Here is a 25,154-nt window from a genome sequence, read left to right on the forward strand (position 1 = left end):
CTAAACAATGCCTTCAGGAATAGCTTAAAATTACTCCATTGCATGACGTTTACCTTGTTTGTTTTTCATTGGGTCGCCGTCATATCCTAATGCTTTCCAATCCAAGCGCTGACCTTTGTAATGGCAGTCGCTGCACTGTAGAGCTTGATCTTTAGGTGAGACCATGTGGTTAATACGCCACCACATTTCAGTTTCCACAAAGTCATGCTGACCACTATAGCTCAAGCCTTTTTCAACCATAGTGGCATTGGCTTTCATGCCTAAATCTGCGGCAAGATCCCAATCATATTTATCCCAGTATCCACCTTCGCCAAAGGTTTTAGGGGTAATAATAATATTGAGCTTAGTGTCGTAAATTTGTTTACCCGCATGGACTTTAAATGGGTAAATTTTAGCCTTTGCATCACCAATATTGCCCAATGGATAGGTTAGTTTCACCACACTTTTAGGATCAATTTTATCTCCCGCCATATAGGCATCAGCTGTGCCGTTGTACCAGGCATATTCTGGCGGCACATTCTTCTGCCACACAAAACTGCCTTTTTTGTTCATGAAAGTACTTTTGCCATATTCATCTTTGGTTTCTGGTCGCTTCTCTCCTGCGGTAGACCAGTCCCATCGCATTTTAGTCGGCTCATTTTTAGCAAAAAATGGAATATGACATGTCTGGCACGCTACCGCAGCAGTATGGGTATTGAGCTTTTTATTTTGATGTGGTGCACTATTATGACAATTTTCACAACCTATATGATCTTGTCCTCCAGGCGACACGCCCATCGCATTACCGGTAATTTGATGACCTTCGGTGGTATGACAGGTTTGACACTGAAAATCATTACCGTCGGTATCCATATGAACATCGGTCGCTTTATCTGGATAAGACATGGATGAATCTAAATCCCCATGCTTGACCGCATCGCCACCGCCACCATAAAAGTGACATGTACCGCAGTTATCTCGCACTGGCTGGCCAACATTTTGTGCTACCCGCGTGAGGTCAACTTTAGCCATAGGCTCTCCTGCTCCAGCAGGTTCTTTGACGTACGTTCCCGTGGTGTCATGACACACTAAACAATCCACTTTTGTCATATCAGAAAAATCAAAGCTATTGTCTTTCCAACCATAGCCCGCATGACAACTGGTACACCGAGGCTCGTTACCACTTATAGATACACAGAAGTTATTAATGCTATTTTTCTTGCCGCGCATTACGGTTCTTCCGGGGAGTTCTTGCTTTAACTCCCAGGTCCAATGTGATGACTTCATAAACTCTTTAGCATGATCTTCATGACACTCAATACATTGAGATGTCACATCAGTACCTTGAGCAAAAGGCCCTGTTATCGCTTCTTTGTGATCAAATGTTGCATAAGCAAGCGGACTACTTAATGCAAGCACCATAAATAAGGTCATGGTTTTCATCGTACACTCCTTGTCCCAGTAAGCTGGGACACCATGATTAGAAATTAACGGTTAATGAGGCATTAACATCAAAAGCCGTATCAACCACAGGCAACATCGAGAATGCAGTGCCTGCCATTACGTCATTAATTTTCTGCGGTGCGCCAACAGGCGTGCCGCTGCCAGTGTATTCGTAGTCGTAATAAAGTCCGGCTAACTTGATGAACATACGAGGATTAATGTCAAAAATGTAATAAGCCTCGCCCACGTGACCACGTGTGGCAAGCTTGCTACCAACGGGATCATCCTGTGCTTGAGTAAATGGCGTCCAATATTCAGAACCATAGTTATATTCCAAGCCAAATTTGCCAAAGGGGGCAGGTATTTGCATGCCAACATAAAGGCCATAACCATCTTTAGATGAACGATCATCTGCATATTTAGGCACCATAATAATCTCTGTACCTGTGCTATTAAGCTCAGCTTCAAATACCGCATCACTTAACATGCCGCCAAATAACCCGCTATTACCATTGGGCTCAGCGCGTGTCCATCCAAGTGATCCAAACACCTTAATGTCGTCATCACTTTCATAGGCATAACCAATACCCCCTAAATACATGTCACCAATGACACCACTAGGTTGCACGCGGGTGACAAAGTTAAAGTTGTCAAACTTTTGCATATCCTGATACATGGTAGGGGCAAAAATACCCGCTAACTGCGTTGGAAATGCCATCGTGCCCTTAAAACCATCATTGACATCTTTCGCACCAAAAAGGGTAAGTTGCAGGAAGTGGTTACCATCATTGATGACATCAATATTAAAGCCGCCTAAGTGAGTATCTTTGGTCACAATATCACCAAACATTTCGCCATTTCCCCACTGAGATTCAAAGCCCTGACCATAACAAAAACGCACTACCTGACCATCAATACCGGTAATTTCACCTAGGTTGTAACCTAAAGTCGCTCCGTCGAAGTTAAAGTTCACTAAATGCCCTGACGGTGTACCACCACGCATTTCATTTTCACGGTAATGGCTTGGTGGGCCGTAGGTAGATGGTCGGCGGCCAATAGATAAATACGTTTCGCTGCCACCAATATTGCGCCAATCAAAATAAGCACGATCTACTCTTAACCAGTCGCCGCTTGTGCTACCGCTGCTGGTCCCGTCCATAGTGAATGATCTCCAAGAGTCGAAAACCTGTGTACCGGTTGAGTCGCCCCAATTTTTATACATAGCTAAGCGACCAGAAAAACTGACGTTATCCCAAACCTTGGCTTTTAAATCTAAGCGTAAGCGCGTGGTATAAAACAAGTCATTATCTATGTCTTGCATCGTCTTAGGTGCTAAAACATAGGGCATCACACCTTGCAATTGGCCACTTTGAAATGCTTGAGCCAAATCAGGATTAGCCATCATCATCTGCCCTAGGGGGAATTTGCATCGGTTGGCGATCCAAATGCTCCTGACATAGCCTTACCGCCAAAGTCAGAAAAATCGACATTCATTGCAGGGTTCCAGGTGACATTTTGGTAATGCAAAGAGTGGACTTTGGTTCTAAAGTCACCGGTGATGCTAATTCTATCTAACGCGCTATGCCTTTCGGTTTTATCGACTCGACTATTAATATCGTCAAGTTCATCGGTAATGTCCGCAAGTTGGCGTTGCAGCTCAGCAATTTTTTGCGCGTCATCGTTTACTTGTAACGTGTCTGCGGTAACAGCCACGCTGCTTATTGCTAATACGTTTGCCACTAAAATTGATATTAAGGTGCGCATGATAGTGCTTCCTTTTTTATGCTAACCTTGATAAATCAATCGAGTTAGCTAAATTTAGGGTGCAGAAATCCATGAGGTTAATCCTCGTTTTTTCTACATTTATTTGGGTTTGCTGATGGTGTGCTATCTAAAACATACCAATAACATCAGCTATATAAGAGTTAGCCGCAGGTTTGAGGCTGGTCAGAGTCTGCTGCATGGTCATACAAAAACTGCTGAATATCTTTTAGCTCTTGTTCTGATAGCGCTTTAAAAACTTCAGGTTTTGACTTGTGCTGGTCACGTGTGAAAAATCTATCCCATTGAGCCATTGTTTTTGCCATTGGCGTTAACTCCGGCCCTTCACTATTTGCGCTATGACAAGCTTTACACTCTTTTTTATAAAGATGTTTTCCCTTTTTAGGGTTGCCGCCATCAGCTGCCATTGCTGTACTGCCTAGGGTTAATATCACCGCGATTATTACGCCTAATTGTTGTATTGATTTCATCATCTGTACCTCTAAAGTTGCTATTTTTGTACTGAAGCAAAATAAACCCTCATTTATCCGCCTTGTTAATGATGTTACCCAAAAGTGATAGATGATTATTTGATGTTGATCATATTCATGCAAAAAATCTAATTGATAAAAATATTATTGATAAAAATCTAATAGATATACTTATAGCATTACTATTTTTAAGAACAAATCAGTCTTTGGTTAAACAACAAGGTACGCTAGGGAAAATGTTTCATTGAAAGCAATAAGATAGAAAATGCAAAACCCATTGTATTACATAATAAAGGTTGGGATAAAATGTAAAAAATCGCCCATGCGGGCGATTTTTTATCGTGAAATTAAAGTTTACTTTTCATTCAACTCATCTATCGGCAGCCAATTCACTTCGACTCCCGCTTGTAAAAACATTTCCTGGCTAATTTTAATTTTCTCTCCCCAACGAGAAAGAAAATCTTCACTCTGCTCAGGACAAAACACGCCAGTAATACCTGTTTGAATTATTTTTGCTGCACAATTAGGGCAAGGAAAATGCGTCACCCAAATATCGCACCCATCCAAATCTCGCTTAGCAAATAAAATCGCATTCTCTTCGGCATGCAATGTTTTAAGCAGCTTCATTTCCCGGTCGTCGGTTTCAGCACTGTCTGAAATACCGTGTGGATAACCATTAAAGCCAACAGACACAATACGATTATGCTTGGTGATCACCGCGCCCACTTGAGTCGACGGATCTTTACTCCAAGAGCCCACTAACTCAGCCATTTGAAAAAAACGTTTTGCCCACTTTGAAATCATACTAAAAGCCCTAAATGAATGACAAATAACAATCTTATTCGATAAAACATCATACCTGATTAATAAATCATACTACTAAGATATCTGATGAAGTAATACTTTAGAGACTCTCTAGCATTTTAGTCCACTTATCCAAATAAAATGGATGCTCAGTTAAACTAAGCGCACTTCTCAGTGAATCTTTAGCCTTATCGACCTCGCCTAATTGAATATATGCTTCAGCTAGGGCGGCATGTGCTCCCGCCTCTTTAGGATAAGTTTCAATAGCTAGCATAAAAGTACTTAACGCGGTTTGAGGATCCGTTTTTAACTGACTGTCAGCTAATAAGGTTAACGATTCAACAGCAGAAACCTCAAAACCATATACCTGTTTTGACAAGTGCTGATAATACTCAACAATCGCTTTAGCGCCCTGCTTGCCGATAACTGAGTCAGGTTTAACCGTGTTATGCACATCATTAAATATCATCTCAATACCGTTGGCGGTAGCCAGTATCGGTTGGGTCATATAATAACTGCCGTCAAAACGCTTTATTTGATAGTTCAATTGACTATTGGCATTGGTTTGAATGATACCTTCAAGCTTAGCAAATGAATCTAGTTGTCTTTGCTCAAAGTCACTATCACTGGTGCTAACAAATAGAAACCTTGGTTTGCCCTGCATGTTTTTAAGCTTTTTTGGCGCGTCATTTAGCACATATGCAAAGTCTGCTGATAACACTGGGCTAGCAGCAATATAGGCATTAAATAAGCTTGGACGATTAATTAAGCTGTAGAGCACTAAACCAGCATTACCAGTAAAGCCGTTAAAAATACGAAAGCCGTTGGTGCGATAGCGTTTATCAATTGCGGGCAGTAAATCTTGCTCAAAAAAGTCCAGTAGTGCCTGATCACCTTGTTGCTCTATTGCACGCTGCTTTAACCTCCCCAAGGCTTGATGGCCATCCGGTGCGGTAATAATAATCGTTTCAGGCCATGGCCAACCGCCGTTATGGCTCATCCAGTCGTGCATTCCTACCAGCATTAAATGACTTCTTGGATGGAAATCCAACAGAACAACATAACGTTTGTTAGGCGACTGTTGATAATTATGTGGCAAAGTCACCATGAAATTGGCCGACTCAGCACCCAGTAAAGTGGACGTTACCTTAAGTTCTTCGGTGGTAGAAACGGGGAAAGCGGGTTTAGCATAAGGCTGACTTGACCAGAGTATGGCAATAAAAAACATGAGCGCTAAAAAGTAATAACAACGTAGGGATTGAATCATATTCGTCCTTGAAAATAGGTAGCTCAAATGAGTAAATCAGTTGAACCTAACTTAACACCCAAAAGCTGAGCGTACAACTTTCAAACATTTGTTGTGATTTATGATTTACTTACAACAAATCCTCAGCTTAGATAATGCAATTAAACTAGCCATTAACCGCAATAAAGCATAGGATCATAGGCAAGTTAATTTGTTTATTTGGAGTCACAAAACATTATGAGTATTAGAGCCATCATCGTTGATACCGCTGGTACCACTACCGATCTAACCTTTATTCAGGATGTATTATTTCCTTACTCCAAAAAAGCAATGGCAGATTTTCTTGAACAAAATCAAAGTAATGCATTGGTTGATTACTGCATTAGTGATGTGAAAGATATCGCGCTTGAACCTGAAGCAGATCTTGCCCGTGTGAATGAAATTTTATGCCAATGGATTGATGAAGACCGTAAACTGACTCCATTAAAAACCTTGCAGGGATTGATTTGGAAACAAGGCTATAGCCGCTCTGAATTTAGAGGCCATATCTATCCAGATTTCATCGACAATATTGACCGAATTCTTAACGCAAACCTGCGTATTTATAGCTTTTCATCTGGATCTGTCGACGCGCAAAAATTACTGTTTAGTCATACCGACTCAGGTGATTTAACCGCTAAATTTAGCGGTCATTTTGATACTCGTACCGGTAATAAATTAGACAAGCAGGCGTACAGCAACATTTGTAACACCATCAGTTTAAAACCAAAACAGCTGCTGTTTATTTCCGATAGAGTGGAAGAGTTACAAGCCGCAGAAGCTGCGGGGTTAATGACTTGCCAAATGGTAAGAGAGCCAAGTGCCAACACGGCTAAATTCAAAACCATTACCACATTTGATGAACTGTCTGTGTAACACTTTCCCCCGCTATTAAGGTGGGGGAAGCATTATCACTCTACTTGATTCACTGGCTTTGGCAGCATTCGGCCAAAAGCAACTGAAACACATGGTTTAATAACAAAGTCATAATCATAAACAGCATTACTATTGCGTGTTATTGCCAGTATTTCATAATCATTCAATTCTACAACGTGTGAATCTGCCGATTTTTCACAACGGGACAAGTTATCTGCCTCGAATGTATAAGCAAATAATGCTACCGCCTTACGCACCCCTAAAGAGTAATTGTGGTGGACCTGCTTGAAGTCAATCTCTTGAAATATATTGATATTAAGGTTCATACCCTCTAGTTGCTTATCATCTGTCGCACTGAGATTGTCTTTGGCTTGAGGTTGTTCAAGCTGGTCTAATATATCCTCTCTCATATTTACATCTTGCTGGTTTAGCACCTGAGACACTGGACTGTCAGGATCTTCAATATTACCTTCTAAATCAACACCTAATAACATCCACAAATGGTAAATCACCACAAAAGACAGCATCACTCGGACTAAAAATGTACTACGTCGAAAAGTACTATGATGTATAAATTGAGGTGACTTGATACCTAATGGCCTCAATATCCATATAAATAAGAAGTAAGCGGGTGACATAATCTGCACTAAAAACATCACGATCCCGCTGATAATAATGAACCAGGCAGGGATATACAGCAAAATAGCAAAGTTATGAGTGTAATTAAAATGTTGAGCTGGCACGCCCACAACATCGTTAACCACAGCGCTGGCATTTGCCAGAGCAAAATTAGCGATTATGGCATAAAACAATAGCAGTACCGCTTTACCCGCTAGGCTATGCCAAACCTTTTCAAAGATAGGCCAAAACTCTAGCAATATGGCGAGTAAACTGACCAGTGCAACTAAAGCTAATGGCTGCTTAAAAATAAGTAACAAAATGGCAAGCAGATAGAATTTTTGCGCAATAGACAATTGATCACGCAGTACAATCAATCGACTAATTAGCTGTTGGAATACTAATTTGGGTATTGCGGCAGCTTCTGGCAACTTAAACGACTTTATTCGTGCAAACATGATTTTCTTACTCACTTTGGCCATCGCATCAGAATACATACGTTATTTATAAAAGCAGCCATTTAAGCTAATGGCAAAACAATAACATAACGTGTTTTTATACTTGTTGTCAGTATCAATGATTGCTAAATTGGTGTTATATATTAAACGATCGTTTAAAAAAACTTATACCAACTTATAAGAATAAGGATAAGCCACATGGAAGACTTTATCGCTGAACACCCTATCCACACCAAGATCCCAGTCGCATGGGGCGAAATGGATGCCCTACAGCATGTCAATAATGCTGTTTATTTCAAATATTTCGAAACTGCCAGATTAGACTTTTTTAATCAAATAAACTTACTAGAAGACTTACATAAAACGGGAGTTGGCCCTGTTTTAAGTGAAACTAACGCACGCTATAAACGCCCTGTAACCTTTCCCGATACCTTAATTATTGGTGTGACGATTAGTGATATTCAAGCAGATCGATTTACCATGCACTACACTGCATTCAGTGAAGCACAACAAGCTGTGACAACCCAAGGCTGGGCTAAAGTCGTGATGTTTAACTTTAAAACGGGTAAAAAAGCCGATCTAACTGCGCCATTACTTAATGCGTTAACGCTTTATGCTAAATAATAAGGAAAAGCGTATGAATGATATGACTGTCATACATCAGCCTGAACAGCATCGTTTTGTAGCAGGTTCAGAGGGTGAACAAGCTATGTTGGAATATCACACAGACAATAAAACCATCAATTTTCATCATACTTTTGTACCACCATCAATGCGCGGCAAGGGAATAGCTGAAAAATTAGTACGAGCAGGATTAAGCTGGGCTAATGAGCAGCAACTGACTATAGAAGCCAGTTGCAGTTACGTACAAAAATTTCTGCGTTAAATTAGCTAGCATCTCACTTACAGTCGCTAAATGGTTACCCCGTTAGGTCAGCTAATTGCGTTTTTACCGCATCAGACAATGGCTGGCTTTTTTCTGCTTTATAATCGTAATGCACCATAGTGGTTTTTGCTTCGGCGGTTTGCTTACCTTCTTGCCAGCAACTTTGAGCGATTTCAAAACTGCTGTTACCTATACGGCTAATGTGGGTTTTTACCGTTACCGTTTTACCGTAAAACGTGGGCGCATTAAACGCTATGGTAAAACCTGCAATAATCATATTCCATTTTGATAAATCTTGTCCTGGATTCACAATTTCAAAAACAGGATCTCTTGCCGCCTCAAACCACACCGGAATAACGGTATTGTTAATATGGCCTAGGGCATCGGTTTCACAAAATCGCGGTGTTAAATCCAAAGAAAACTGAGTCACTGGCACGGTAATTCCTTATTATAATCGGTATATTCAGGGTCATCATCGCCAAACTCAATTCAGCGGCAACAAGAGGTTAATAGAGTCATCAAACATCATCAAAGAAGTCTTTGTCTCGAATATACTTATGCATGTAATGATATGCAAACGGTGATATCAACCAGCTTATAATACTTAATAAAAATCGATTTACCGGATGGATATTGTCATAAATTCTTTCATTATGTAGCCACAGCATTTTACCCACATGGTAGTAAATACCCGGTAAAGGAGGCAGAAATGTCACAATATCGACACCACAGCAAATACGATAAGTTCGTCTATGTAGTAAATATTGTTGCTGAAAACTCTTAAACCCCGGTGCAGGTTGACCAAATGTCACCACCCGCTTAATTGCTCGGGGAAAGTCTCGCTCTAACCTATCGGCAGCCAGAATAGCCATCGCACCACCAGATGAATGTCCAGTTAAGCTAATACGCTTACCGGATTGAATTAGAGGAGTCAAAATAGTATACAGTTGTTGATAAAGGCTGACACCCGTCAGATACTCAGGAGGTTTAGGGTTTGCTGTTTGCTCCAGTAAATACTCATATCCAGCATGCACTCGATATTCGGTATCAGCAAAAACTTTGGTAACCGGCCAACACCAGGTATTAATCCACCACTCATTCACCGTTTGCGAACCGCGAAATACCACCAGCACTTCCGTTTGATCTTCACGCCACAAAATTCGTGCACAAACATTGCCCCAACGATTGGCAATCTGTTGGTAATTTTCTGCCGCAAACCCTAACTTCTCAGGCGAAAAGTCAGCTTTATACGTTACCTTACAAAGCACCGCATAACGTTCATATTGATAGCGCTTAAGTTTTTTCAATTAGCTGCATATTTAAGTATTTATGATGTCACCAGATTAAACACGTAAAATGACACGGGCATGACCAAATTTTACAAATCAAAAAAAGCCCCTATAAAGGGGCTTGTTATGCTCTTTAGTTAAAACAATAAGTATGTTTAATACATCGCATTAATCTCGTTAGCATACTTGTTATAGATATTTTTGCGCTTGAGCTTCATCGTGGGGGTAATTAAGCCTGACTCCATGGAAAAGGCTTCAGGAAGTAACGTAAACTTTTTGATTTGTTCAAAGCTAGCAAGCTCATGTTGCAACTCTTTTAAGCGTTGCTCAAAATGCTCTACCACTTGAGTGTTACGCAGCAAATCGATTGGATTTTCAACGCTAATCCCTTTCTCTTTCGCCCATACTTCTAATGCTTCAAATGCTGGTACAATTAACGCGGACACATAGCTTCTAGCATCCGCAATTATAGCCACCTGCTCTACAAACGGGCAGCAACTGACTTTGCCTTCAACACGTTGTGGAGCAATATATTTGCCGTTGGACGTTTTCATCAACTCTTTAATACGGTCAGTAATATGCAAGTTGCCATCAGCATCTATCATGCCTGCATCGCCGGTTTTTAACCAACCGTCTTCAAAGGCTTCTAAAGTATCTTCTGGGCGATTAAAGTAACCCCTCATAACGGTATCGCCACGGACGAGAATTTCACTGTTGTTACCGATTTTTATTTCCATGGCGTGTAACGGTTTGCCATTTGACCCAGTTACGCGATTACTTAATGTATTACAGGTAACCGTGGCACAGGTTTCTGTCATGCCATAACCACATAAAATAGGCACACCAATACTGTGAAAAAAAGCGGTGACATTCACGTCAAGGGCGGCACCGCCGACAGGCATAAACTTCAACCGCCCGCCTAAGACATTTTGTAACTTGCTAAACACCAGCTTGTTAGCTAATTGCCACTGCACAGACAACATCAAGTTGGCTGGTTTACGGCCTTGGCTAACTTCAAATTGGCGCGCACCTATGCCTATTGCCCAATGAAATAACTTTTGTCGTAAGGCTGGTGCGGTATTTACCTTGTCATGTACTGCGCTATACACTTTTTCAAGAAAACGCGGTACAACACATAATGTGTGTGGTTTTACTGCTGCAATGGCCTGTTTAATGCGATGAGTATCATTTAAATACACATTTCGGCCACCACGACATAACACGTAAAAGCTCCAGCCACGCTCAAACACATGACTTAGCGGTAAGAAGGCTAATGACACATAACCTTCTTTAAAGGCTATTTCAGTATCATGTTGTTCAACCATTGAGGCGATATTACGGTAATCCAGCATCACACCTTTAGGATCACCCGTGGTACCTGAGGTATAAATTAGCGTCAATAAGTCATCCAAAGAGGTCTGCGATAAACGCAGTATTAACTCATCTTCGCTAGCCGATGACACAACTGAACTTAACAGAGTGTCTAAATGAAAATGCTCATCTGAAGCTAACACCACTGCACTGTCAAACACCACAATATGTTCAACAGTTGAACACTGAGCTTGGATTTTACACGCTGTGTGATATTGGCTTTCATCACCTGCAAAAATCACCTTTGCCCGAGCATCATTAACAATGAATACAGCCTGCTCCATGGTGCTTGTGGGGTAAACCGGCACAACTACATTACGCGCCTTTAATGCCCCAATATCAGCACAGCTCCACTGGGGACTGTTCTGCGCCAAAATGACAACTTTATCTTGAACATGCAAACCAAAACCAATCAACAACTGTGCTATTTTACTGGTGATAGTATCAAACTGCTGCCAGGAAACCGTATTCCACGGCGCAGCCATTTCAAAACCTTCAAGGGCAATTTTGTCGCCTAAAGCTTGGCTTTTTTGTTGAAGAAGTCTGACGATATGATATTTTTCAAGGATCATTTGAGTGCTACCTTTTTAGCTTACAGCTGTACTGCTTTTTGTTGCATTCTACCTGAAGCAATAATAAACAATAAGAGTTTTTGCTCTATTCATGAGCTAAAGTTCAACTTTTAAACAATTACATTGAGATTTATTGATCCATTAAGCCATTTTTCCACAACTGCTTTCGCCCCAAGGTTAATAGTATTATTGCCAGTAGCAGTAACGTGCCGTCAGCGACTAGCCAATAAACTATGTTAGCTTGCACCTCAAATGAGTCAAAACTTAACGATATAAATACCGAATGGGCAATCATCAACACCATAGACACTGACAACTGGCTAACACTTCGACTTATCGCCCCAAACCCCAGAGCCATAGCAACGCCCCAACCCGTAGCTAACAGCAAATGAATAATGAATAAGAAAGATAACCCTTGGCCAAATAGATTGCCCACCAAGCAAACTAATAGCATCACTATTAAGGATAGCCCAACAAATCGATAAGAAGCATCATGAAACGCTTTTTGTAAGCCCACTAAGCCACTAAAACAAGGGAGTAAAAATAAAGTTTCACTGCTACGCCAACGCTGCAATCGAGTCCAATGCACTAAACTTGCCGCCATTAGTAATAATTGTCCCGCTAAAAATGGTACCGGAAAATCCCAGCCAAATAAGTTAGATAAAACAAATAACAATGAGCCAATAAGAACAATAAAGATAAGTAATAGCGCCAATAATGGCCCCACAAAGAAATTAATGGGATGTAGTTGACGGTTCAACCAATGAAGCAAAATACTTTGTTTTAAGTTAGGTACCCACACCCACCCCATTTCCATGCCATTTAAGTAAAGTTGCCGGGCGTTGGCATGCCAACTTAATAAACTAAACTGTATTCTTACGGCTGCAATCATCACCGCCATCAATACGATTAATAACACTGGAGAAAACTGAGCTGCAACGCTATCGAAAAACACTATGCCAATAAATAACAACATTGAAAATTGAAAACCATGTTGCCATCTTAAGCTTAAAACCAAAAAAGCTAACGCCACAATTGAAGACAGCAACACAGTATTAATACCCTGGGGAGCCAAACCTAAAGCAAGTAGCATAGTCAGAATAAAGCACCCAAATAAAATAGCGCACGCTTGCACAACTACATTACGTTGATAGCCTGGAATAAGCCGGCTAGTTTCGGTGGCGACTAAGCGATTTATTTGCCACGCCACCGCCAGTACGGTTGACGCTATAGACATTGACAGCATCATGCTAACGGCACTGGTTTTACCCACGTAAGCACTTAATAATGCGATTGCTATACCCACTAACGCGGTTAACAAAAAGCTAATGCTGCCAATATCGTATGCCCACAAACGCCACATACCTCGATAGCATTGGAGGTTAATAAAATCAGCTAACTTAACACTACCTGGAGTAAGCCGTTTACCGGCATGTAAAAAATCGCTGAAAAGGGTTTTCATCGATGCAGCTCCATAAACAGCTGTTCTAAATTCAATGATTGTTGATTTAATAATCCTGGGAATAGCTCATCACCCACACAATCATCCGCCACTATCGTACGGGTGCCTTGGGTTTCAGTTTGATGCAACACAACTAAGTGAGCAGGCAATTGCGCATCAGAACTGACTTTCAATAATTTAACCTGTTCACGTAACGCGTCAATTTCTTTAAACAACACCAACTGGCCTTGCTTAATTAACGCCACATGGCTAGCTACGCGCTCTAAATCTGAGGTGATATGTGATGAAAACAGCACAGCAGAACCAGACTCCAGCGCCAAATCAAACAAATCTGTCATAAATTTGCGTCTTGCTATTGGATCAAGGCTGGCCACTGGCTCATCAAGGATTAACAGCTGAGGTCTATACGCCATTGCCATGATTAACGCTAACGCTTGGCGTTGTCCTACCGACAGTTTCTGCACAGATTGAGTGGCATCTAAATCAAACCTGACCAACCAATCTTGTTCTAATTGAATATCCCAATCAGGATAAAAACTGCGATGTAAATCTAACGCGCGATCGACGGTAAAACCTTCGTAACCAAAAGGCTGCTGTGGCACATAACCAATTTTAGCTTTGGCTTGAGCTGATAACATTAAGGGTGCTTGATTTAACGTACTGATTTCGCCTTGATCAATATCCAATATACCTAATGCACAGCGCATTAAGGTCGATTTCCCTGCACCGTTTTGTCCCAATAACCCCACAACCATGCCCGGTGTGAGTTCTAATGACAGATTATTTAACGCCACACGCGCCGCTTGTTTTCCCTTGGCAGGATAAGTTTTACTGACATTTGAAAATGTCAGTATTGGCGAGACTTCTCTGGTCATTTTTAGCGATTCCTTGCATGTATAATCTAAGTGTTCACTTGGTTGTGTGAGCTTACTCTTGCCAATGCTGGCCAATTAACACTTCTAACTCAGCTAAACTCACACCTAGCTGCTGAGCTTGAGAAATTAATTCTTTAATTTTGGGTTGTAATAAACTGCTACCAGAAGTGGTATGAGTATCTGTGCGAGCCGCGACTATTGAAGGCTGCCCACGACGACGCTCAATCCAGCCTTGATCGACTAATTGTTGTACCGCACGTGATACCGTCATTGGGTTGACCGCTAAAAACTCAGCCATTTGCCTTACTGAAGGTAATACCTCATCAGCTTGCAACTGTCCGCCCACAATCAAACTGACTATTTGATCATGTAATTGACGATATATAGGTTCGCCGCTGCTGGGGTTGACATTTAATAGTTCTAACATTAGTCTCTAACAACTGTATTAATACATTGATACACTCATACACTTATAGTAAGTTAACACAATCATCTAAAAATGCAAAAAGGAAACGTTGCGATGATCTATAGGAAGTTTGTCAGCAAAGCACTTATCTCAAGGCTAAGTCCAACCGCTTTATGCCAATCGGCAAAACTTGCTCGTCGTGGTACCGCTATCGTTATTGCGATGGTGTTTGCCAATATTAGCATTGCCGCTGAAGTCGACAATAAGCTAAATATTATCGAACCTGCTAAAACCAGCGCGTGTTACTTAGACGGAATGTCTGAGCAGCTACAATGTGGCAAAATTAGTGTGCCAGAAAATCCGCAAAAACCAGATGGAAAGCATATTGATATCCACTTTGCGATATTACCGGCCATTAAAGATACCCACCCAAACGAAGCCTTATTAGCGATAGCCGGTGGCCCAGGGCAATCAGCAATTGAACATGCTGCGAGTTTTGACAGACTGTTGAGCAAAGTTCGTCAGCAACGCGACATTTTACTGATCGATCAACGCGGCACCGGTCAATCACACATTCTGAACTGCGAAGACAGCACAGTGACATCAATGCTGGCTTTTGATGACGAAAATATCGATGTAATAGCCGAAACTGAAAAGTGTTTAGCGCAAATTGACGCAGATATAACCCAGTACGGTAGCGAAACCGCCTTAACCGACTTTGAAGCGGTACGAGCATATTTAGGTTACCAAAAACTGCATTTGTATGGGATTTCATACGGTACCAGAATGGCCCAGCTTTATATGCGTCACTACCCTGAAGCACTTGCCACTGTTACATTGGATGGAGTTGTGCCTATGCAACAAAGTGTTTTGGCTATAGGCGGTGCCATTGAACGTGGATTTGAATTATTAATGCGCGATTGTGCTAGCAACACAGCTTGCCAAGCACAATATCCTGATTTATTAGCCGACTTTACCACCGTCAATAAACGCCTTAGTGAAAAAGCCATTAGCCAAAACGTTCGCGATCCACAAACCAATGAGCCAAGCACATTATTGCTCACCCGCAGTAAATTTACTGGCGCTATTAGAATGGGACTATATACCCCTGCAATACGCGCGCTATTGCCCCATGCAATTCACCAGGCTGCCAAAGAAGATTACCAACCGATTATGGGTATTTATACCTTATCATCAGATGGCCTTGGACTCGCGATAGGTATGCACTCCTCGGTGGTATGCGGTGAAGATATACACCGTATATCCGATCAAATGCGTAAAGACGCCAAAGAATCTTACATCAGCGCGAGCATGATTGAAGGCCTTGAGAAAACCTGTGAAGTGTGGAAAATACCGCCGGTTAAAGACACCTTTAGTGAGCCCATCCGCAGTGATTTACCGACATTATTGTTATCTGGTGAATTAGATCCCGCAACCCCACCCAACTGGGGCGCATTAGCGCAAACAGAAATGACTAATGCTAAGCATTTTATATCACCATTCGCCACCCATGGTGTGGCAGCTCAAACCTGTGCCAACGATCTCATTGCTGATTTGGTTGACAGTGGTAGCGTGAAAAACTTGGATGCCAGCTGTTTACAAAAAGATGTTCGTCGCAGCTTCTACCTCAACGCTAACACCGTTGAGCCACTCACCGTTGCCACAAAATCAAACGTTGAAGACAATGCAACAGCCACACCAGCGGCTGAAAATACCGTCGACATGGTAAAAGAGACTGCGGCAGATAATGTCACTGGCAGCGTTATAGATAACTCAACTGACAATGTAATAAACAACGCTACCGACAATGCCACCAGCACGGGTAAGGAATAATCATGATTTCAGTGACCAATTTATCGAAAAAAATCGGTGATGTTCAAGCATTGAACAAACTGAGCTTTAGCGCCCAAGATGGCCATATAACCGGGTTACTCGGCCCAAACGGTGCAGGAAAAACCACCTGTTTACGCACTTTGTTCGGCTTGTTAAAGCCAGACGAAGGCTATGCAGAAGTAGACGGTATTAACATTGCCGATAATCCTATTGCCGCCAAACAACAGTTAGGCCTATTTCCGGATCCGTTTGGCTTGTATGAGCGACTAACCCCGCGTGAATATATTACCTACTTCGCTGAGCTAAGTGGCATGTCACGCAAGGATGCTAAAGTCGCGACCGAGAATGTCATCAACCAACTCAATTTAAGTGACATTAGTGACCGCCGCTGTAAAGGGTTTTCACAAGGGCAACGGATGAAAACCGCTTTAGCACAGGCGATAGTCCACCAGCCAACCAATATTATTTTAGATGAACCCACCCGTGGTCTAGATGTAATGAGTACCCGCTTATTACGCGATATTTTAATCGACCTAAAAGCGCGTGGGCACTGCGTATTATTTTCAAGCCATGTCATGCAAGAAGTCGCCGCATTATGCGATCACGTTATCGTTATGGCCAATGGTCAAGTCGTCGCCACAGGCAGCCCTGATGAACTGTGCCAACAAACGGGTGAGGCTTCATTAGAAGAAGCCTTCATTAAACTTATCGGAACTGACGAAGGGATCGCAGCATAATGAATAAACTCATCGCAATGGTGCGCAAAGAACTCATTGATGCCGCACGTGACAAACGTTCAGTAATGGCGGGTTTATATTACGCCATCGGTACGCCTTTACTTATGTGCGCCATGTTTATGGTGCTAATTGGTCAGCTAACCAGCCCAGAAGATTTAAACATCACCATTAATAAAGCAGACAATGCACCCGATCTAGTCCGTTACCTAGGTCGAAAAGGCATTAACCAAGCAGACTTAACGATTGAACCTGACGCAGATGTTAAGGCGATAACCTTAACCATTAGTGACGATTACGCCGCCGACATGGCCCAAGCTAAACCTGCTGAAGTCATTTTAGAAGCAGATAACTCTAATGAGAAACTGCAAAAGTCGATTCGTCGCCTGCAACTTGAATTACAAGCCTATAGTTCAGAAATGGGCAGTATACGGTTAATCGCTCGCGGTATTAACCCACAAGTCATGCAACCATTAACAGTGAACATGAAAGATCAAGCCACTCCAGATTCAAAAGGCGGCATGATTTTAGGTATCGCAATTTTCACCATGATTTACTCGGTATTTATTTCGGGGATGAATTTAGCCATCGACACCAGTGCCGGCGAGCGTGAACGTAATTCATTGGCATTAATGCTCAGTCACCCCATTAGCACCCGTCAACTTGTGTTAGGCAAAGTGATTGCGGTAACCACTTTCGCCTTACTCGGCTTAGTGCTTATTTTGCTTATATCCAAAGTGGCCTACACCTTTGTGCCATGGCAAGAGCTGGGCTTTAGCATCAATATCTCCACCGACTTTATGGGACTGATGTTCGTCATTGGTATTCCTGTCGCCTTGATGGCTTCAACCTTACAATTGTTTGTGTCATTTATGGCTAAAAGCTTCAAAGAAGCTCAGTCATATTTAACCATGGTGTTGTTTGTGCCACTGGCACTGTCAATGGCAGCCAGTTACAACATTGCCCCAGATGCATTGCAGTGGTTGCCAGTATCGGGACAACAGCAAGCATTAATGGACTTTATCAAAGGCAAAGATATCCCTATGCTGCAGTTAGCAGTGTCCTCTATTGCCACATTAGTAATCTCAATCGGCCTAATGCTTGGGATGGAAAAAATGCTTAAAAGTGAAAAGGTCGTATTTGGCCTATAACCTTTGTCATTCACCCAATCCTTAGTGTTTATCGGCAAGGATTGGGTCATTAAATACTAGAAAATGAGGGATTTAAAATGGAAAATGATTTCGCAATAATGGCCCTAGTGTTGATTATCGTCATTGGCACTACTGCATCAGAAATGTTTAAGTACTATATGAAGCACAAGCAAAACTCAGACACAGGGAGCATGGCCGAGCTTAAGTCACAAAACCAAGCACTGATTGAACGAGTACAAGTGCTAGAAAGGTTAGTCACCGACAGTGATTTTGAGCTAAAGCAGCAGTTTAAAAAGCTATAATCAGCTGAACTGCCATCAGTTGATTAATTGTTGAGGTTACATTTTGATCCTAATACAGCATCTAAAATGTAGCCTCAATACTAAAAATCTTACGCAATTGCTGTACCTGGCGTCGACTAACATCCACTTCTTGACCATTATTCATGTGTACAAGCAAGCTACCGGCCGTTATTCCTTCCTCAATTTTACTCATTTTATCGATACGTAAAATATCGCTGCGACTGGCTTTGAAAAATACGTTGGCATCTAACCGCTTCTCTACTTTTGATAACGAAATATGTAAGTAAGATTTCCCTGCCTCTGAATAAACAGCCACATGATTACCTATTGATTCAAAACGAGTAATGTCCTGTATACGCACAATTTTATAATCGCCCCCAAATTTGAGTAGCAAGCCGTGGTTATCAGGTAAGTATTGGTTGTGGGTAAGCTCATCATCACTGCGGCTTTCTTTGACTAAACGCGCTTTGTTGATAACAGCTTCTAGCCTATCTTGCATAATAGGCTTCACAATATAATCAAAGGCATTCAATGCAAATGCGTCTACAGCATGCTCGCTAAACGCAGTACAAAAAACGATATGACTTTGCTGTTCTTGTGCTTTCTTAGCAAACTCAAGCCCATCCATTTCTGGCATTTGAATATCAACAAACACAATGTCTACATTGATATCAGACAAGATCTCAAGCGCTTGTAGTCCATCTTCTGCTTCAGCAACGATTTCAACATCAGCAAATTTTTCCAGTAACCTTGTTAGCTCTAAACGAGCTAAATATTCATCATCAACGATTAGCACTTTTAACATAAGGTAACTCCATTGAAACCACAAATTGGTCTTGATCCAGTCCATTGAAAAACTGATATTTGCTAGTAAACATCAGCTCAAGTCGCTTCTTGACGTTATGTATTCCTACCTTTGTACTTGGCTGGACTTTTTGCGCGTATACGCTATTGGTAATGGTTAAACGCCAATAGTCATCATTCAAGACTGCCGATTCAACATGAATAAAACCTGGCTTACGGCTTGTTGATATACCATGTTTAATGGCATTTTCTGCCAACGTTAACAGCGTTAACGTTGGGATATTCTGGCTTAGTGTAGCTTCAGCGAATTGCACCGTTAACTGTAACTTTTTGTCAAAGCGCACTTTCTCAATAGCTAAATACTTATCAGTAATTAACCAATCCTGTGCTAGCGTCGACTTAGTTTTCATTTGCGATTGCATTTGATTACGCAGCAGATCAGATAACAATGTCACCACTTCAGCAGCTTTTTCTTGATCCGCAAAAATAAGTGCTCGAATACTGTTGAGTGTATTAAATAAAAAATGGGGACTAAGTTGATTGGTAAGTTGCTGGATTTGACTTTCATTGACTTCAAGTTGGAGTTGTTTTTTATTTTTGTGAAATTGCCAAACAAGATAAGCAACACACCATAAAAATAACGTCGCAAATGACTCTAATATGCCAATAACAAATATGGTTAAGGTCGTGACTTCACCGCCAAGCTTACCAGCCTGTGTCATCACTTGAATGTGACTGATATCAGTGCTTTGTAAAAAGCTTAATTTCCCCAATCCATACGACAACATAAAATAAATAAATGAGACAAACAAAATATAGGCTAAACCTAAAAACGTTGTCCAAATATCCATACTGGCGCCTAACATATTCATACGTAAGTAAGGGCGTAATAAACAATGGCAGATAAAAACTAGCAGGCAGGCTTCTAGGAAAGAACGTAAAATAATGTCGCTATAATGATGCTGTGGCATTTCCATAAGCGATAACATCACCGACCAAGTTAACACAAAATGCAATCCAAACATGATCATCATGGCTGCACGATAACTTTTACTGGTGTTACGACTATGTTGATAAAACTGCTTTAACAATTGAGATCCTTCTATTCATATCGTAATGCATCTATGGGGTCCAATTTAGATGCTTTTATCGCTGAGGCAATACCAAATACTATACCAATAATTCCACTAAATCCAAGAGTTAACCCAATGGCTAAAAAAGTGATTTACAGTCCTGACAATAAACGGTTTTTATAAAGCGAGCGATGCAAATAGAAAGAGTTTGGGCGGTAGAGCTAGACAGCCATCAGCGATTAACATCATCAACAGCTTTCTAGTGTATTTTTCATTAAGACTTAACCTTTTCTCGGCCTGAAATAGCCCAAGCTAAAATGCCAAACCATACAATCCACGAAATACCTGCAGGAACGTTAGCCGCCATTATTTTTCTTTTGTGCTGTCTATTAAGTAAAATAGCCAAGATTGAAGGTAGGAAATACACCACAAAGAAAAGGGGGACTAGCAAAGCAATTTGGCTACCACTTAATCCTAAATTTGATAAAAACATAATAACTTCCTCTTTTAAATTAAATGCTAGAGTTGATAGATAGTGACGACTCCATTGTATTTTCAATCTCTCGCTTTGTTGTGAGCTAATTGGGATGAATTGATAATAGCCACGAAGACAATGAACAGCGCTAAAGTGTGACTAACGGTCGAAAAAAAGGATTTTCGGCATAAATAATAGGCAAGCCCATATCAACTTGAGATAAACGATTCCAGATAATGATAGAAGCCAGCTATGAGCTAATGAGCGGTAAATCAAGCGGATGTAAACTAAAAACTGCGTAATATTAGTCGTTATTGTGATGATTTACTGGCACAAAATATGCCATTAGGAAAAAGAATACCGATACTAGACAGCAGGTAATTTAGGACAGTTTTAAAATGAAGCGTCAATTAGATGAGCTATGATTTAACCTTGATTGACAGCATATAAAACCACCTCGCTCACACTGAGTGACCCACACCAACTCAACCGCTCAAACCGACTATCCTAAATAGGGTATTGGACTAACATCAACAATACCGGGTTTTATAAACCTACCCATAAAGACGACTATCCCTTAAGACTATTTGGATGCAGGCTTTGCTGATTAATCGCTCTGCCAGCAAAAACTAAGTTTAAGACAGTACATTCAGCATCATTTTATTTCGGCCAGTATTTTTAGCTAGATAGAGCTGCTTATCTGCCAATTTTAATAAATCATGAAATTGGTGCTGCTGAGCATTTTCAAATAGCTTAGGTACCACCATCACCCCAATACTGATTGTCAGCCACAAAGTACCATCAACATCGTGCTTAATGTGTAAGTTTTCAACTGCGCTTCGTAATGTCTCAGCGATAAAGGCTACTGCTTGGGTATTATCATCTTTCACAATGACACAAAACTCTTCACCGCCATACCGGGCAACAAGCGCATCATGGGACGCCATGGTCTCCATTAAACAACAAGCAACATCCACTAAAGCCTTATCGCCAGCAAGATGATCATGCTGGTCGTTATAAAGTTTGAAATGATCAATATCTAACATCATCACACTAAAACCCGTCGCTTGTTGATACCATTCTGCCATCACATTGTCCGCAAAAGCCTCTAATCCACGACGATTAGTGATTTCGGTTAACGCATCCTGAAGCGTTAATGTTTCTAAATAGTTTTGTTGTTCATAAAACCGAATTAACAGCTGATTAAAGGAATTAGACACATTGTCTATTTCATCAATAAAATGCTGATTAGGAACCTTAGCCATTAGATTATCATTTGAAGAAGCATTAATACTGCTGTTGAAATGGATCAGAGGTAAAATTAAAAATCGCGATAACATCATCATCGACAATGACACTATCAGGGTCGCAATTAACAATAACAAAATAATTGAAACAGCATCTAACTTAGGGCTTGATCCTTTTCGATGATGCACTGTGATAACCATCGTCTGATCATCAAAGGCATTACGGATCAGCCAACTGTGTGAAGCATTTACTACCTGTAACTGATCAAAGCTAAAAAAATCATTCATGGGTTGTGCATCAGCAGGCGTATTGATCTTTTTATCAATAGAAAAACGCACCATAGAATAGCCGGCAATTTCGTCTATCATCTCCTTATCCACTAGCCTGGCCATAGTGATACTGCCCGCGATAACGCCATAGCCTTCTGAAGGTAAAATAGTCGTGTTAGTGATATAAAATAACTGTTCAGCAATCACATAATACCCATGACGAGTTGAAGCTTGTTGTGCAGAGATATCAGCAGCAGATGGTAATAAAGTTTTTGCTTCGGTTGCTGTTTTTCCCTCAACAAATTCTCTTAACGCTGAGGAGCTATCACGGATGGATTCATCTAAGTATTGCCAAACAAACTGCTTATTTACGGTATGGATAAACACCGCATCGACATTAGCTACTTCAAATGCATTTGATAATAAATTACTGGCTATGAATTCGTCCGATGGCGCATAAACAAACTCCACCAAACTGTCCCAAACCGCGTAGTCATAGGTTAGAGTGGTTAAATTTTTAGCCGATGCGGAAAAGGCAGCTTTAAGCAAAATGTATTCTTGTTGCTGCTGGTCAACAACTTCAGCATTAATGCCAGGAAGGTAAAAAAAGTAATAAATAGTCATAACTAAACACGCAACACTTATCAACAGTGATGATAACAGCAGCAATGAAAAGCGTTTTAACGTCATGCATATTCACTCAAATTAAAATATTACTATTGAGTGTAGTCGTGATTTTTCATAACGATAATTTATCTATTTATAAATTATCGATAGATTTCATATTTTTAAAACATAAAAAAGCCCAAACAATGTTGGGCTTAAACAGGGTAACAATCAAAACCTATTTTGCCTTAGGTCTAAATGGTTTAATCACATCTTCATTGCATTCTAAAAATGGCCCTTCCATTAAATCGATACAATATGGAATAGCGGGAAATACTGCATCTAAGCATTCACGAATTGATTTAGGCTTACCGGGTAAATTAACGATTAATGAATCACCTCGAAGACCTGCGGTTTGACGGGAAAGAATCGCGGTTGGCACAAATTTTAATGACTCTGCACGCATTAACTCACCAAAGCCAGGCATCATTCTATCGCATACCGCTTCAGTAGCTTCTGGGGTTACATCGCGTTTTGCAGGGCCTGTACCACCAGTAGTCACGATTAAACTGCAGCCTTGGTTATCGGCCATATCAATTAAGGTCGCTTCAATAACATCTCGCTCATCGGGTATCACTTGATAAACAGGTTCCCACTGCGAGGTTAAATATTCATTAAGTACGTCAATAATGGCTTTGCCCGATAAATCCTCATAAATGCCTGCGCTGGCACGATCGCTCACTGTAACAATGCCGATTTTTGCTTTACTCATGTTATTTATTCCCTAGTGTGGGTAAAAAGTAATATTGATAAATAGGCTGTTAATTTAACAAAAAAACCTATGTTCACAAAATCTTAAACTGATATCTTGATCACTGAATGACTATTTGAGTTGTTTAAACAGCATTGTCAGTTATACACGCTATTAACAGCCGATATAACCACGCGAAGAGCGGGAGTGTGAAGAGGTGATTAACGATAAAGGTTAACAAGACAGCATCATTCTGATGGCACGTTTAAAATGATTAGCACTGATAAAAAACTTCGTCCAACTAGCTACTTATTAACATACTGGGATAACACGCAATCAACCGCCATTTGGGCCACTTTGATTAACGCTTCAACGTTTGTTCCTTCTGACGCCTGTACCGACATCCCCTGAAACAAAATTGCCATTAACCTAGCTAGGTCTTCAGGACAGCATTCCTCCTTCAACTCACCCTGCTTTTTAGCGGTTTCAAATCTTGCGACTAAATTTTGATTATGTTGTGCCTTTCGTTCAAGTATGGCCTGTTTAATTGATTCGCTCGCTTCGCTGCACGATAAGGTGCTGTTGGCCAAGGCGCAACCTTGCGGGTGATTAGTATCGGTAAACTGCATAGCCGCGCCGAGTAATAATCCCTTAATAACATCACCAATATGATCACATTGAAATGCTTGATTAAAGAATGATTCAGGTCGACTTTCATATAAATCAATTGCCTTTAAAAACAATTGTTCTTTATTACCAAATGCGGCGTAAAGGCTCGGTTTTTTAATTCCCATCGCAGCGGTCAGCTCGCTTAAAGACGCCCCTTCATAACCATTACGCCAAAATACGTCCAATGCTTGTGCTAAAGCAAAATCAATATCAAATCCACGAGGACGTCCGACACAAGCTGTCTTTATTTCTGTCAAAACATCACCTCTTTAAATTGATTAATTGTTGATGATTAATAAGTTAACCAAACACTGAAAAAGAATCAGCACACTTTACCACAACGCCATACTTTGACTCAAAGTCTGAATCACTTACCTGTGGGGATTATTGAGTATGTTACACGCTACCAACATCAAATAAAGACCTTAATGTATCAAGGTTGACCCAAGTCACTAAAGCTAACTTGCCCGGTAACAGATTGCCTCATCGTAAATAACATATCTTATAAAATAATTTAATACTTATCGGTACACATTTAATTGACAGGTCTATTTTAATCTATATATTACCGTTCGGTACAGAACATTTCTTACCTTTTGGTACAAATTTAACTATTAGACAACAAAAGCAACACACTAGATGACATCAAAGCCATTGTTGAAA

24 protein-coding genes and 1 pseudogene are annotated in these 25,154 nt (G+C 40.8%); 7 read left to right on the forward strand and 18 right to left on the reverse strand.

What is annotated here, in order from left to right; all coding sequences use genetic code 11:
- Positions 1-30: 30 nt before the first annotated feature.
- The 5 genes and pseudogenes from ACRWQL_RS09885 to ACRWQL_RS09905 all read right to left on the reverse strand — a co-directional run bounded on the left by ACRWQL_RS09885 (position 31) and on the right by ACRWQL_RS09905 (position 5,745).
- Complete coding sequence (locus tag ACRWQL_RS09885; RefSeq protein WP_434953360.1) at positions 31-1,413, reverse strand: tetrathionate reductase family octaheme c-type cytochrome; 1,383 nt, start codon at positions 1,411-1,413, stop codon at positions 31-33.
- Positions 1,414-1,459: 46 nt separating this feature from the next.
- Positions 1,460-3,186 (reverse strand): annotated as a pseudogene (locus ACRWQL_RS09890) (DUF3373 family protein).
- Between the two features lie 161 nt (positions 3,187-3,347).
- Positions 3,348-3,677 carry a c-type cytochrome gene (locus ACRWQL_RS09895; RefSeq protein WP_434930774.1) on the reverse strand — a complete coding sequence of 110 codons (330 nt, stop codon included), beginning with the start codon at positions 3,675-3,677 and terminating at the stop codon, positions 3,348-3,350.
- A 351-nt stretch (positions 3,678-4,028) separates the two neighbouring features.
- Complete coding sequence (locus ACRWQL_RS09900; RefSeq protein ID WP_434953270.1) at positions 4,029-4,478, reverse strand: dCMP deaminase family protein; 450 nt, start codon at positions 4,476-4,478, stop codon at positions 4,029-4,031.
- Between the two features lie 100 nt (positions 4,479-4,578).
- The gene (locus ACRWQL_RS09905) at positions 4,579-5,745 is read right to left on the reverse strand and encodes an alpha/beta hydrolase-fold protein (protein ID WP_434953271.1); all 1,167 of its coding nucleotides are present in this window, start codon (positions 5,743-5,745) and stop codon (positions 4,579-4,581) included.
- A gap of 216 nt (positions 5,746-5,961) precedes the next feature.
- Here ACRWQL_RS09905 and mtnC point away from each other — a divergent pair, with 216 nt between their 5' ends.
- Positions 5,962-6,639, forward strand: a complete 678-nt coding sequence (gene mtnC / locus ACRWQL_RS09910; RefSeq protein WP_226412089.1) for an acireductone synthase — start codon at positions 5,962-5,964, stop codon at positions 6,637-6,639.
- 35 nt (positions 6,640-6,674) lie between these two features.
- Here mtnC and ACRWQL_RS09915 read toward each other — a convergent pair whose 3' ends face one another.
- Positions 6,675-7,715, reverse strand: a complete 1,041-nt coding sequence (locus ACRWQL_RS09915; protein WP_434953272.1) for a hypothetical protein — start codon at positions 7,713-7,715, stop codon at positions 6,675-6,677.
- 198 nt (positions 7,716-7,913) lie between these two features.
- Here ACRWQL_RS09915 and ACRWQL_RS09920 point away from each other — a divergent pair, with 198 nt between their 5' ends.
- Positions 7,914-8,339 (forward strand): acyl-CoA thioesterase, encoded by a 426-nt coding sequence (locus tag ACRWQL_RS09920; RefSeq protein WP_434953273.1) that lies wholly within the window; start codon positions 7,914-7,916, stop codon positions 8,337-8,339.
- Between the two features lie 22 nt (positions 8,340-8,361).
- The gene (locus ACRWQL_RS09925) at positions 8,362-8,601 is read left to right on the forward strand and encodes a GNAT family N-acetyltransferase (protein WP_434953361.1); all 240 of its coding nucleotides are present in this window, start codon (positions 8,362-8,364) and stop codon (positions 8,599-8,601) included.
- 34 nt (positions 8,602-8,635) lie between these two features.
- On the opposite strand, the gene ACRWQL_RS09930 is transcribed toward ACRWQL_RS09925, so the two are convergent.
- The 6 genes from ACRWQL_RS09930 to ACRWQL_RS09955 all read right to left on the reverse strand — a co-directional run bounded on the left by ACRWQL_RS09930 (position 8,636) and on the right by ACRWQL_RS09955 (position 14,597).
- Entirely contained in the window at positions 8,636-9,037 is a 402-nt protein-coding gene (locus tag ACRWQL_RS09930) for an acyl-CoA thioesterase (RefSeq protein ID WP_434927745.1), read from the reverse strand.
- A gap of 82 nt (positions 9,038-9,119) precedes the next feature.
- Positions 9,120-9,908, reverse strand: a complete 789-nt coding sequence (locus ACRWQL_RS09935) for a lipase family protein (protein WP_434953274.1) — start codon at positions 9,906-9,908, stop codon at positions 9,120-9,122.
- 137 nt (positions 9,909-10,045) lie between these two features.
- A complete protein-coding gene (locus ACRWQL_RS09940; RefSeq protein WP_434953276.1) occupies positions 10,046-11,833 on the reverse strand; it encodes an AMP-dependent synthetase/ligase in 1,788 nt (595 codons plus the stop codon).
- A gap of 130 nt (positions 11,834-11,963) precedes the next feature.
- On the reverse strand, positions 11,964-13,295 hold the full coding sequence (locus ACRWQL_RS09945) for a hypothetical protein (RefSeq protein ID WP_434953277.1): 1,332 nt from the start codon (positions 13,293-13,295) through the stop codon (positions 11,964-11,966).
- On the reverse strand, positions 13,292-14,170 hold the full coding sequence (locus ACRWQL_RS09950; RefSeq protein ID WP_226412113.1) for an ABC transporter ATP-binding protein: 879 nt from the start codon (positions 14,168-14,170) through the stop codon (positions 13,292-13,294). Before ACRWQL_RS09950 ends, ACRWQL_RS09945 begins: the two co-directional genes overlap by 4 nt.
- A gap of 52 nt (positions 14,171-14,222) precedes the next feature.
- A complete protein-coding gene (locus tag ACRWQL_RS09955) occupies positions 14,223-14,597 on the reverse strand; it encodes a GntR family transcriptional regulator (protein WP_226412115.1) in 375 nt (124 codons plus the stop codon).
- Positions 14,598-14,690: 93 nt separating this feature from the next.
- Here ACRWQL_RS09955 and ACRWQL_RS09960 point away from each other — a divergent pair, with 93 nt between their 5' ends.
- The 4 genes from ACRWQL_RS09960 to ACRWQL_RS09975 all read left to right on the forward strand — a co-directional run bounded on the left by ACRWQL_RS09960 (position 14,691) and on the right by ACRWQL_RS09975 (position 18,596).
- Complete coding sequence (locus ACRWQL_RS09960) at positions 14,691-16,409, forward strand: alpha/beta hydrolase (protein WP_434953278.1); 1,719 nt, start codon at positions 14,691-14,693, stop codon at positions 16,407-16,409.
- A 2-nt stretch (positions 16,410-16,411) separates the two neighbouring features.
- Positions 16,412-17,146, forward strand: coding sequence for an ABC transporter ATP-binding protein (locus ACRWQL_RS09965; RefSeq protein WP_434953279.1), 735 nt, complete (start codon positions 16,412-16,414; stop codon positions 17,144-17,146).
- The gene (locus ACRWQL_RS09970) at positions 17,146-18,294 is read left to right on the forward strand and encodes an ABC transporter permease (RefSeq protein ID WP_434953280.1); all 1,149 of its coding nucleotides are present in this window, start codon (positions 17,146-17,148) and stop codon (positions 18,292-18,294) included. Before ACRWQL_RS09965 ends, ACRWQL_RS09970 begins: the two co-directional genes overlap by 1 nt.
- Positions 18,295-18,371: 77 nt before the next feature.
- The gene (locus ACRWQL_RS09975) at positions 18,372-18,596 is read left to right on the forward strand and encodes a hypothetical protein (protein WP_226412123.1); all 225 of its coding nucleotides are present in this window, start codon (positions 18,372-18,374) and stop codon (positions 18,594-18,596) included.
- Positions 18,597-18,657: 61 nt separating this feature from the next.
- Here the strand turns inward: ACRWQL_RS09975 and ACRWQL_RS09980 are convergent, their stop codons facing one another.
- The 6 genes from ACRWQL_RS09980 to ACRWQL_RS10005 all read right to left on the reverse strand — a co-directional run bounded on the left by ACRWQL_RS09980 (position 18,658) and on the right by ACRWQL_RS10005 (position 24,748).
- On the reverse strand, positions 18,658-19,401 hold the full coding sequence (locus ACRWQL_RS09980; protein WP_434953281.1) for a LytR/AlgR family response regulator transcription factor: 744 nt from the start codon (positions 19,399-19,401) through the stop codon (positions 18,658-18,660).
- Positions 19,379-20,491 (reverse strand): sensor histidine kinase, encoded by a 1,113-nt coding sequence (locus ACRWQL_RS09985; protein WP_434953282.1) that lies wholly within the window; start codon positions 20,489-20,491, stop codon positions 19,379-19,381. Before ACRWQL_RS09985 ends, ACRWQL_RS09980 begins: the two co-directional genes overlap by 23 nt.
- 256 nt (positions 20,492-20,747) lie before the next feature.
- Positions 20,748-20,966: a superinfection immunity protein gene (locus tag ACRWQL_RS09990; RefSeq protein WP_434953283.1), complete on the reverse strand. Its 219-nt coding sequence runs from the start codon at positions 20,964-20,966 to the stop codon at positions 20,748-20,750.
- A gap of 617 nt (positions 20,967-21,583) precedes the next feature.
- A complete protein-coding gene (locus tag ACRWQL_RS09995; RefSeq protein WP_434953284.1) occupies positions 21,584-23,155 on the reverse strand; it encodes a diguanylate cyclase in 1,572 nt (523 codons plus the stop codon).
- Between the two features lie 154 nt (positions 23,156-23,309).
- Entirely contained in the window at positions 23,310-23,843 is a 534-nt protein-coding gene (mog, locus tag ACRWQL_RS10000; RefSeq protein ID WP_434930789.1) for a molybdopterin adenylyltransferase, read from the reverse strand.
- 284 nt (positions 23,844-24,127) lie between these two features.
- Positions 24,128-24,748, reverse strand: coding sequence for a TetR/AcrR family transcriptional regulator (locus ACRWQL_RS10005; protein WP_434930790.1), 621 nt, complete (start codon positions 24,746-24,748; stop codon positions 24,128-24,130).
- Between the last annotated feature and the right edge of the window lie 406 nt (positions 24,749-25,154).

Origin of the sequence: Shewanella sp. HL-SH4, from assembly GCF_051164845.1 — a bacterium.
Classification (GTDB): domain Bacteria; phylum Pseudomonadota; class Gammaproteobacteria; order Enterobacterales; family Shewanellaceae; genus Shewanella; species Shewanella glacialimarina.

Coding starts and splice junctions, on each gene's coding strand:
- ACRWQL_RS09885 (WP_434953360.1), bottom strand. CDS start 1,413: ATGACCTTATTTATGGTGCTTGCATTAAGTAGTCCGCTTGCTTATGCA.
- ACRWQL_RS09895 (WP_434930774.1), bottom strand. CDS start 3,677: ATGATGAAATCAATACAACAATTAGGCGTAATAATCGCGGTGATATTA.
- ACRWQL_RS09900 (WP_434953270.1), bottom strand. CDS start 4,478: ATGATTTCAAAGTGGGCAAAACGTTTTTTTCAAATGGCTGAGTTAGTG.
- ACRWQL_RS09905 (WP_434953271.1), bottom strand. CDS start 5,745: ATGATTCAATCCCTACGTTGTTATTACTTTTTAGCGCTCATGTTTTTT.
- mtnC (WP_226412089.1), top strand. CDS start 5,962: ATGAGTATTAGAGCCATCATCGTTGATACCGCTGGTACCACTACCGAT.
- ACRWQL_RS09915 (WP_434953272.1), bottom strand. CDS start 7,715: ATGTTTGCACGAATAAAGTCGTTTAAGTTGCCAGAAGCTGCCGCAATA.
- ACRWQL_RS09920 (WP_434953273.1), top strand. CDS start 7,914: ATGGAAGACTTTATCGCTGAACACCCTATCCACACCAAGATCCCAGTC.
- ACRWQL_RS09925 (WP_434953361.1), top strand. CDS start 8,362: ATGACTGTCATACATCAGCCTGAACAGCATCGTTTTGTAGCAGGTTCA.
- ACRWQL_RS09940 (WP_434953276.1), bottom strand. CDS start 11,833: ATGATCCTTGAAAAATATCATATCGTCAGACTTCTTCAACAAAAAAGC.
- ACRWQL_RS09945 (WP_434953277.1), bottom strand. CDS start 13,295: ATGAAAACCCTTTTCAGCGATTTTTTACATGCCGGTAAACGGCTTACT.
- ACRWQL_RS09950 (WP_226412113.1), bottom strand. CDS start 14,170: ATGACCAGAGAAGTCTCGCCAATACTGACATTTTCAAATGTCAGTAAA.
- ACRWQL_RS09955 (WP_226412115.1), bottom strand. CDS start 14,597: ATGTTAGAACTATTAAATGTCAACCCCAGCAGCGGCGAACCTATATAT.
- ACRWQL_RS09960 (WP_434953278.1), top strand. CDS start 14,691: ATGATCTATAGGAAGTTTGTCAGCAAAGCACTTATCTCAAGGCTAAGT.
- ACRWQL_RS09965 (WP_434953279.1), top strand. CDS start 16,412: ATGATTTCAGTGACCAATTTATCGAAAAAAATCGGTGATGTTCAAGCA.
- ACRWQL_RS09970 (WP_434953280.1), top strand. CDS start 17,146: ATGAATAAACTCATCGCAATGGTGCGCAAAGAACTCATTGATGCCGCA.
- ACRWQL_RS09975 (WP_226412123.1), top strand. CDS start 18,372: ATGGAAAATGATTTCGCAATAATGGCCCTAGTGTTGATTATCGTCATT.
- ACRWQL_RS09980 (WP_434953281.1), bottom strand. CDS start 19,401: ATGTTAAAAGTGCTAATCGTTGATGATGAATATTTAGCTCGTTTAGAG.
- ACRWQL_RS09990 (WP_434953283.1), bottom strand. CDS start 20,966: ATGTTTTTATCAAATTTAGGATTAAGTGGTAGCCAAATTGCTTTGCTA.
- ACRWQL_RS09995 (WP_434953284.1), bottom strand. CDS start 23,155: ATGACGTTAAAACGCTTTTCATTGCTGCTGTTATCATCACTGTTGATA.
- mog (WP_434930789.1), bottom strand. CDS start 23,843: ATGAGTAAAGCAAAAATCGGCATTGTTACAGTGAGCGATCGTGCCAGC.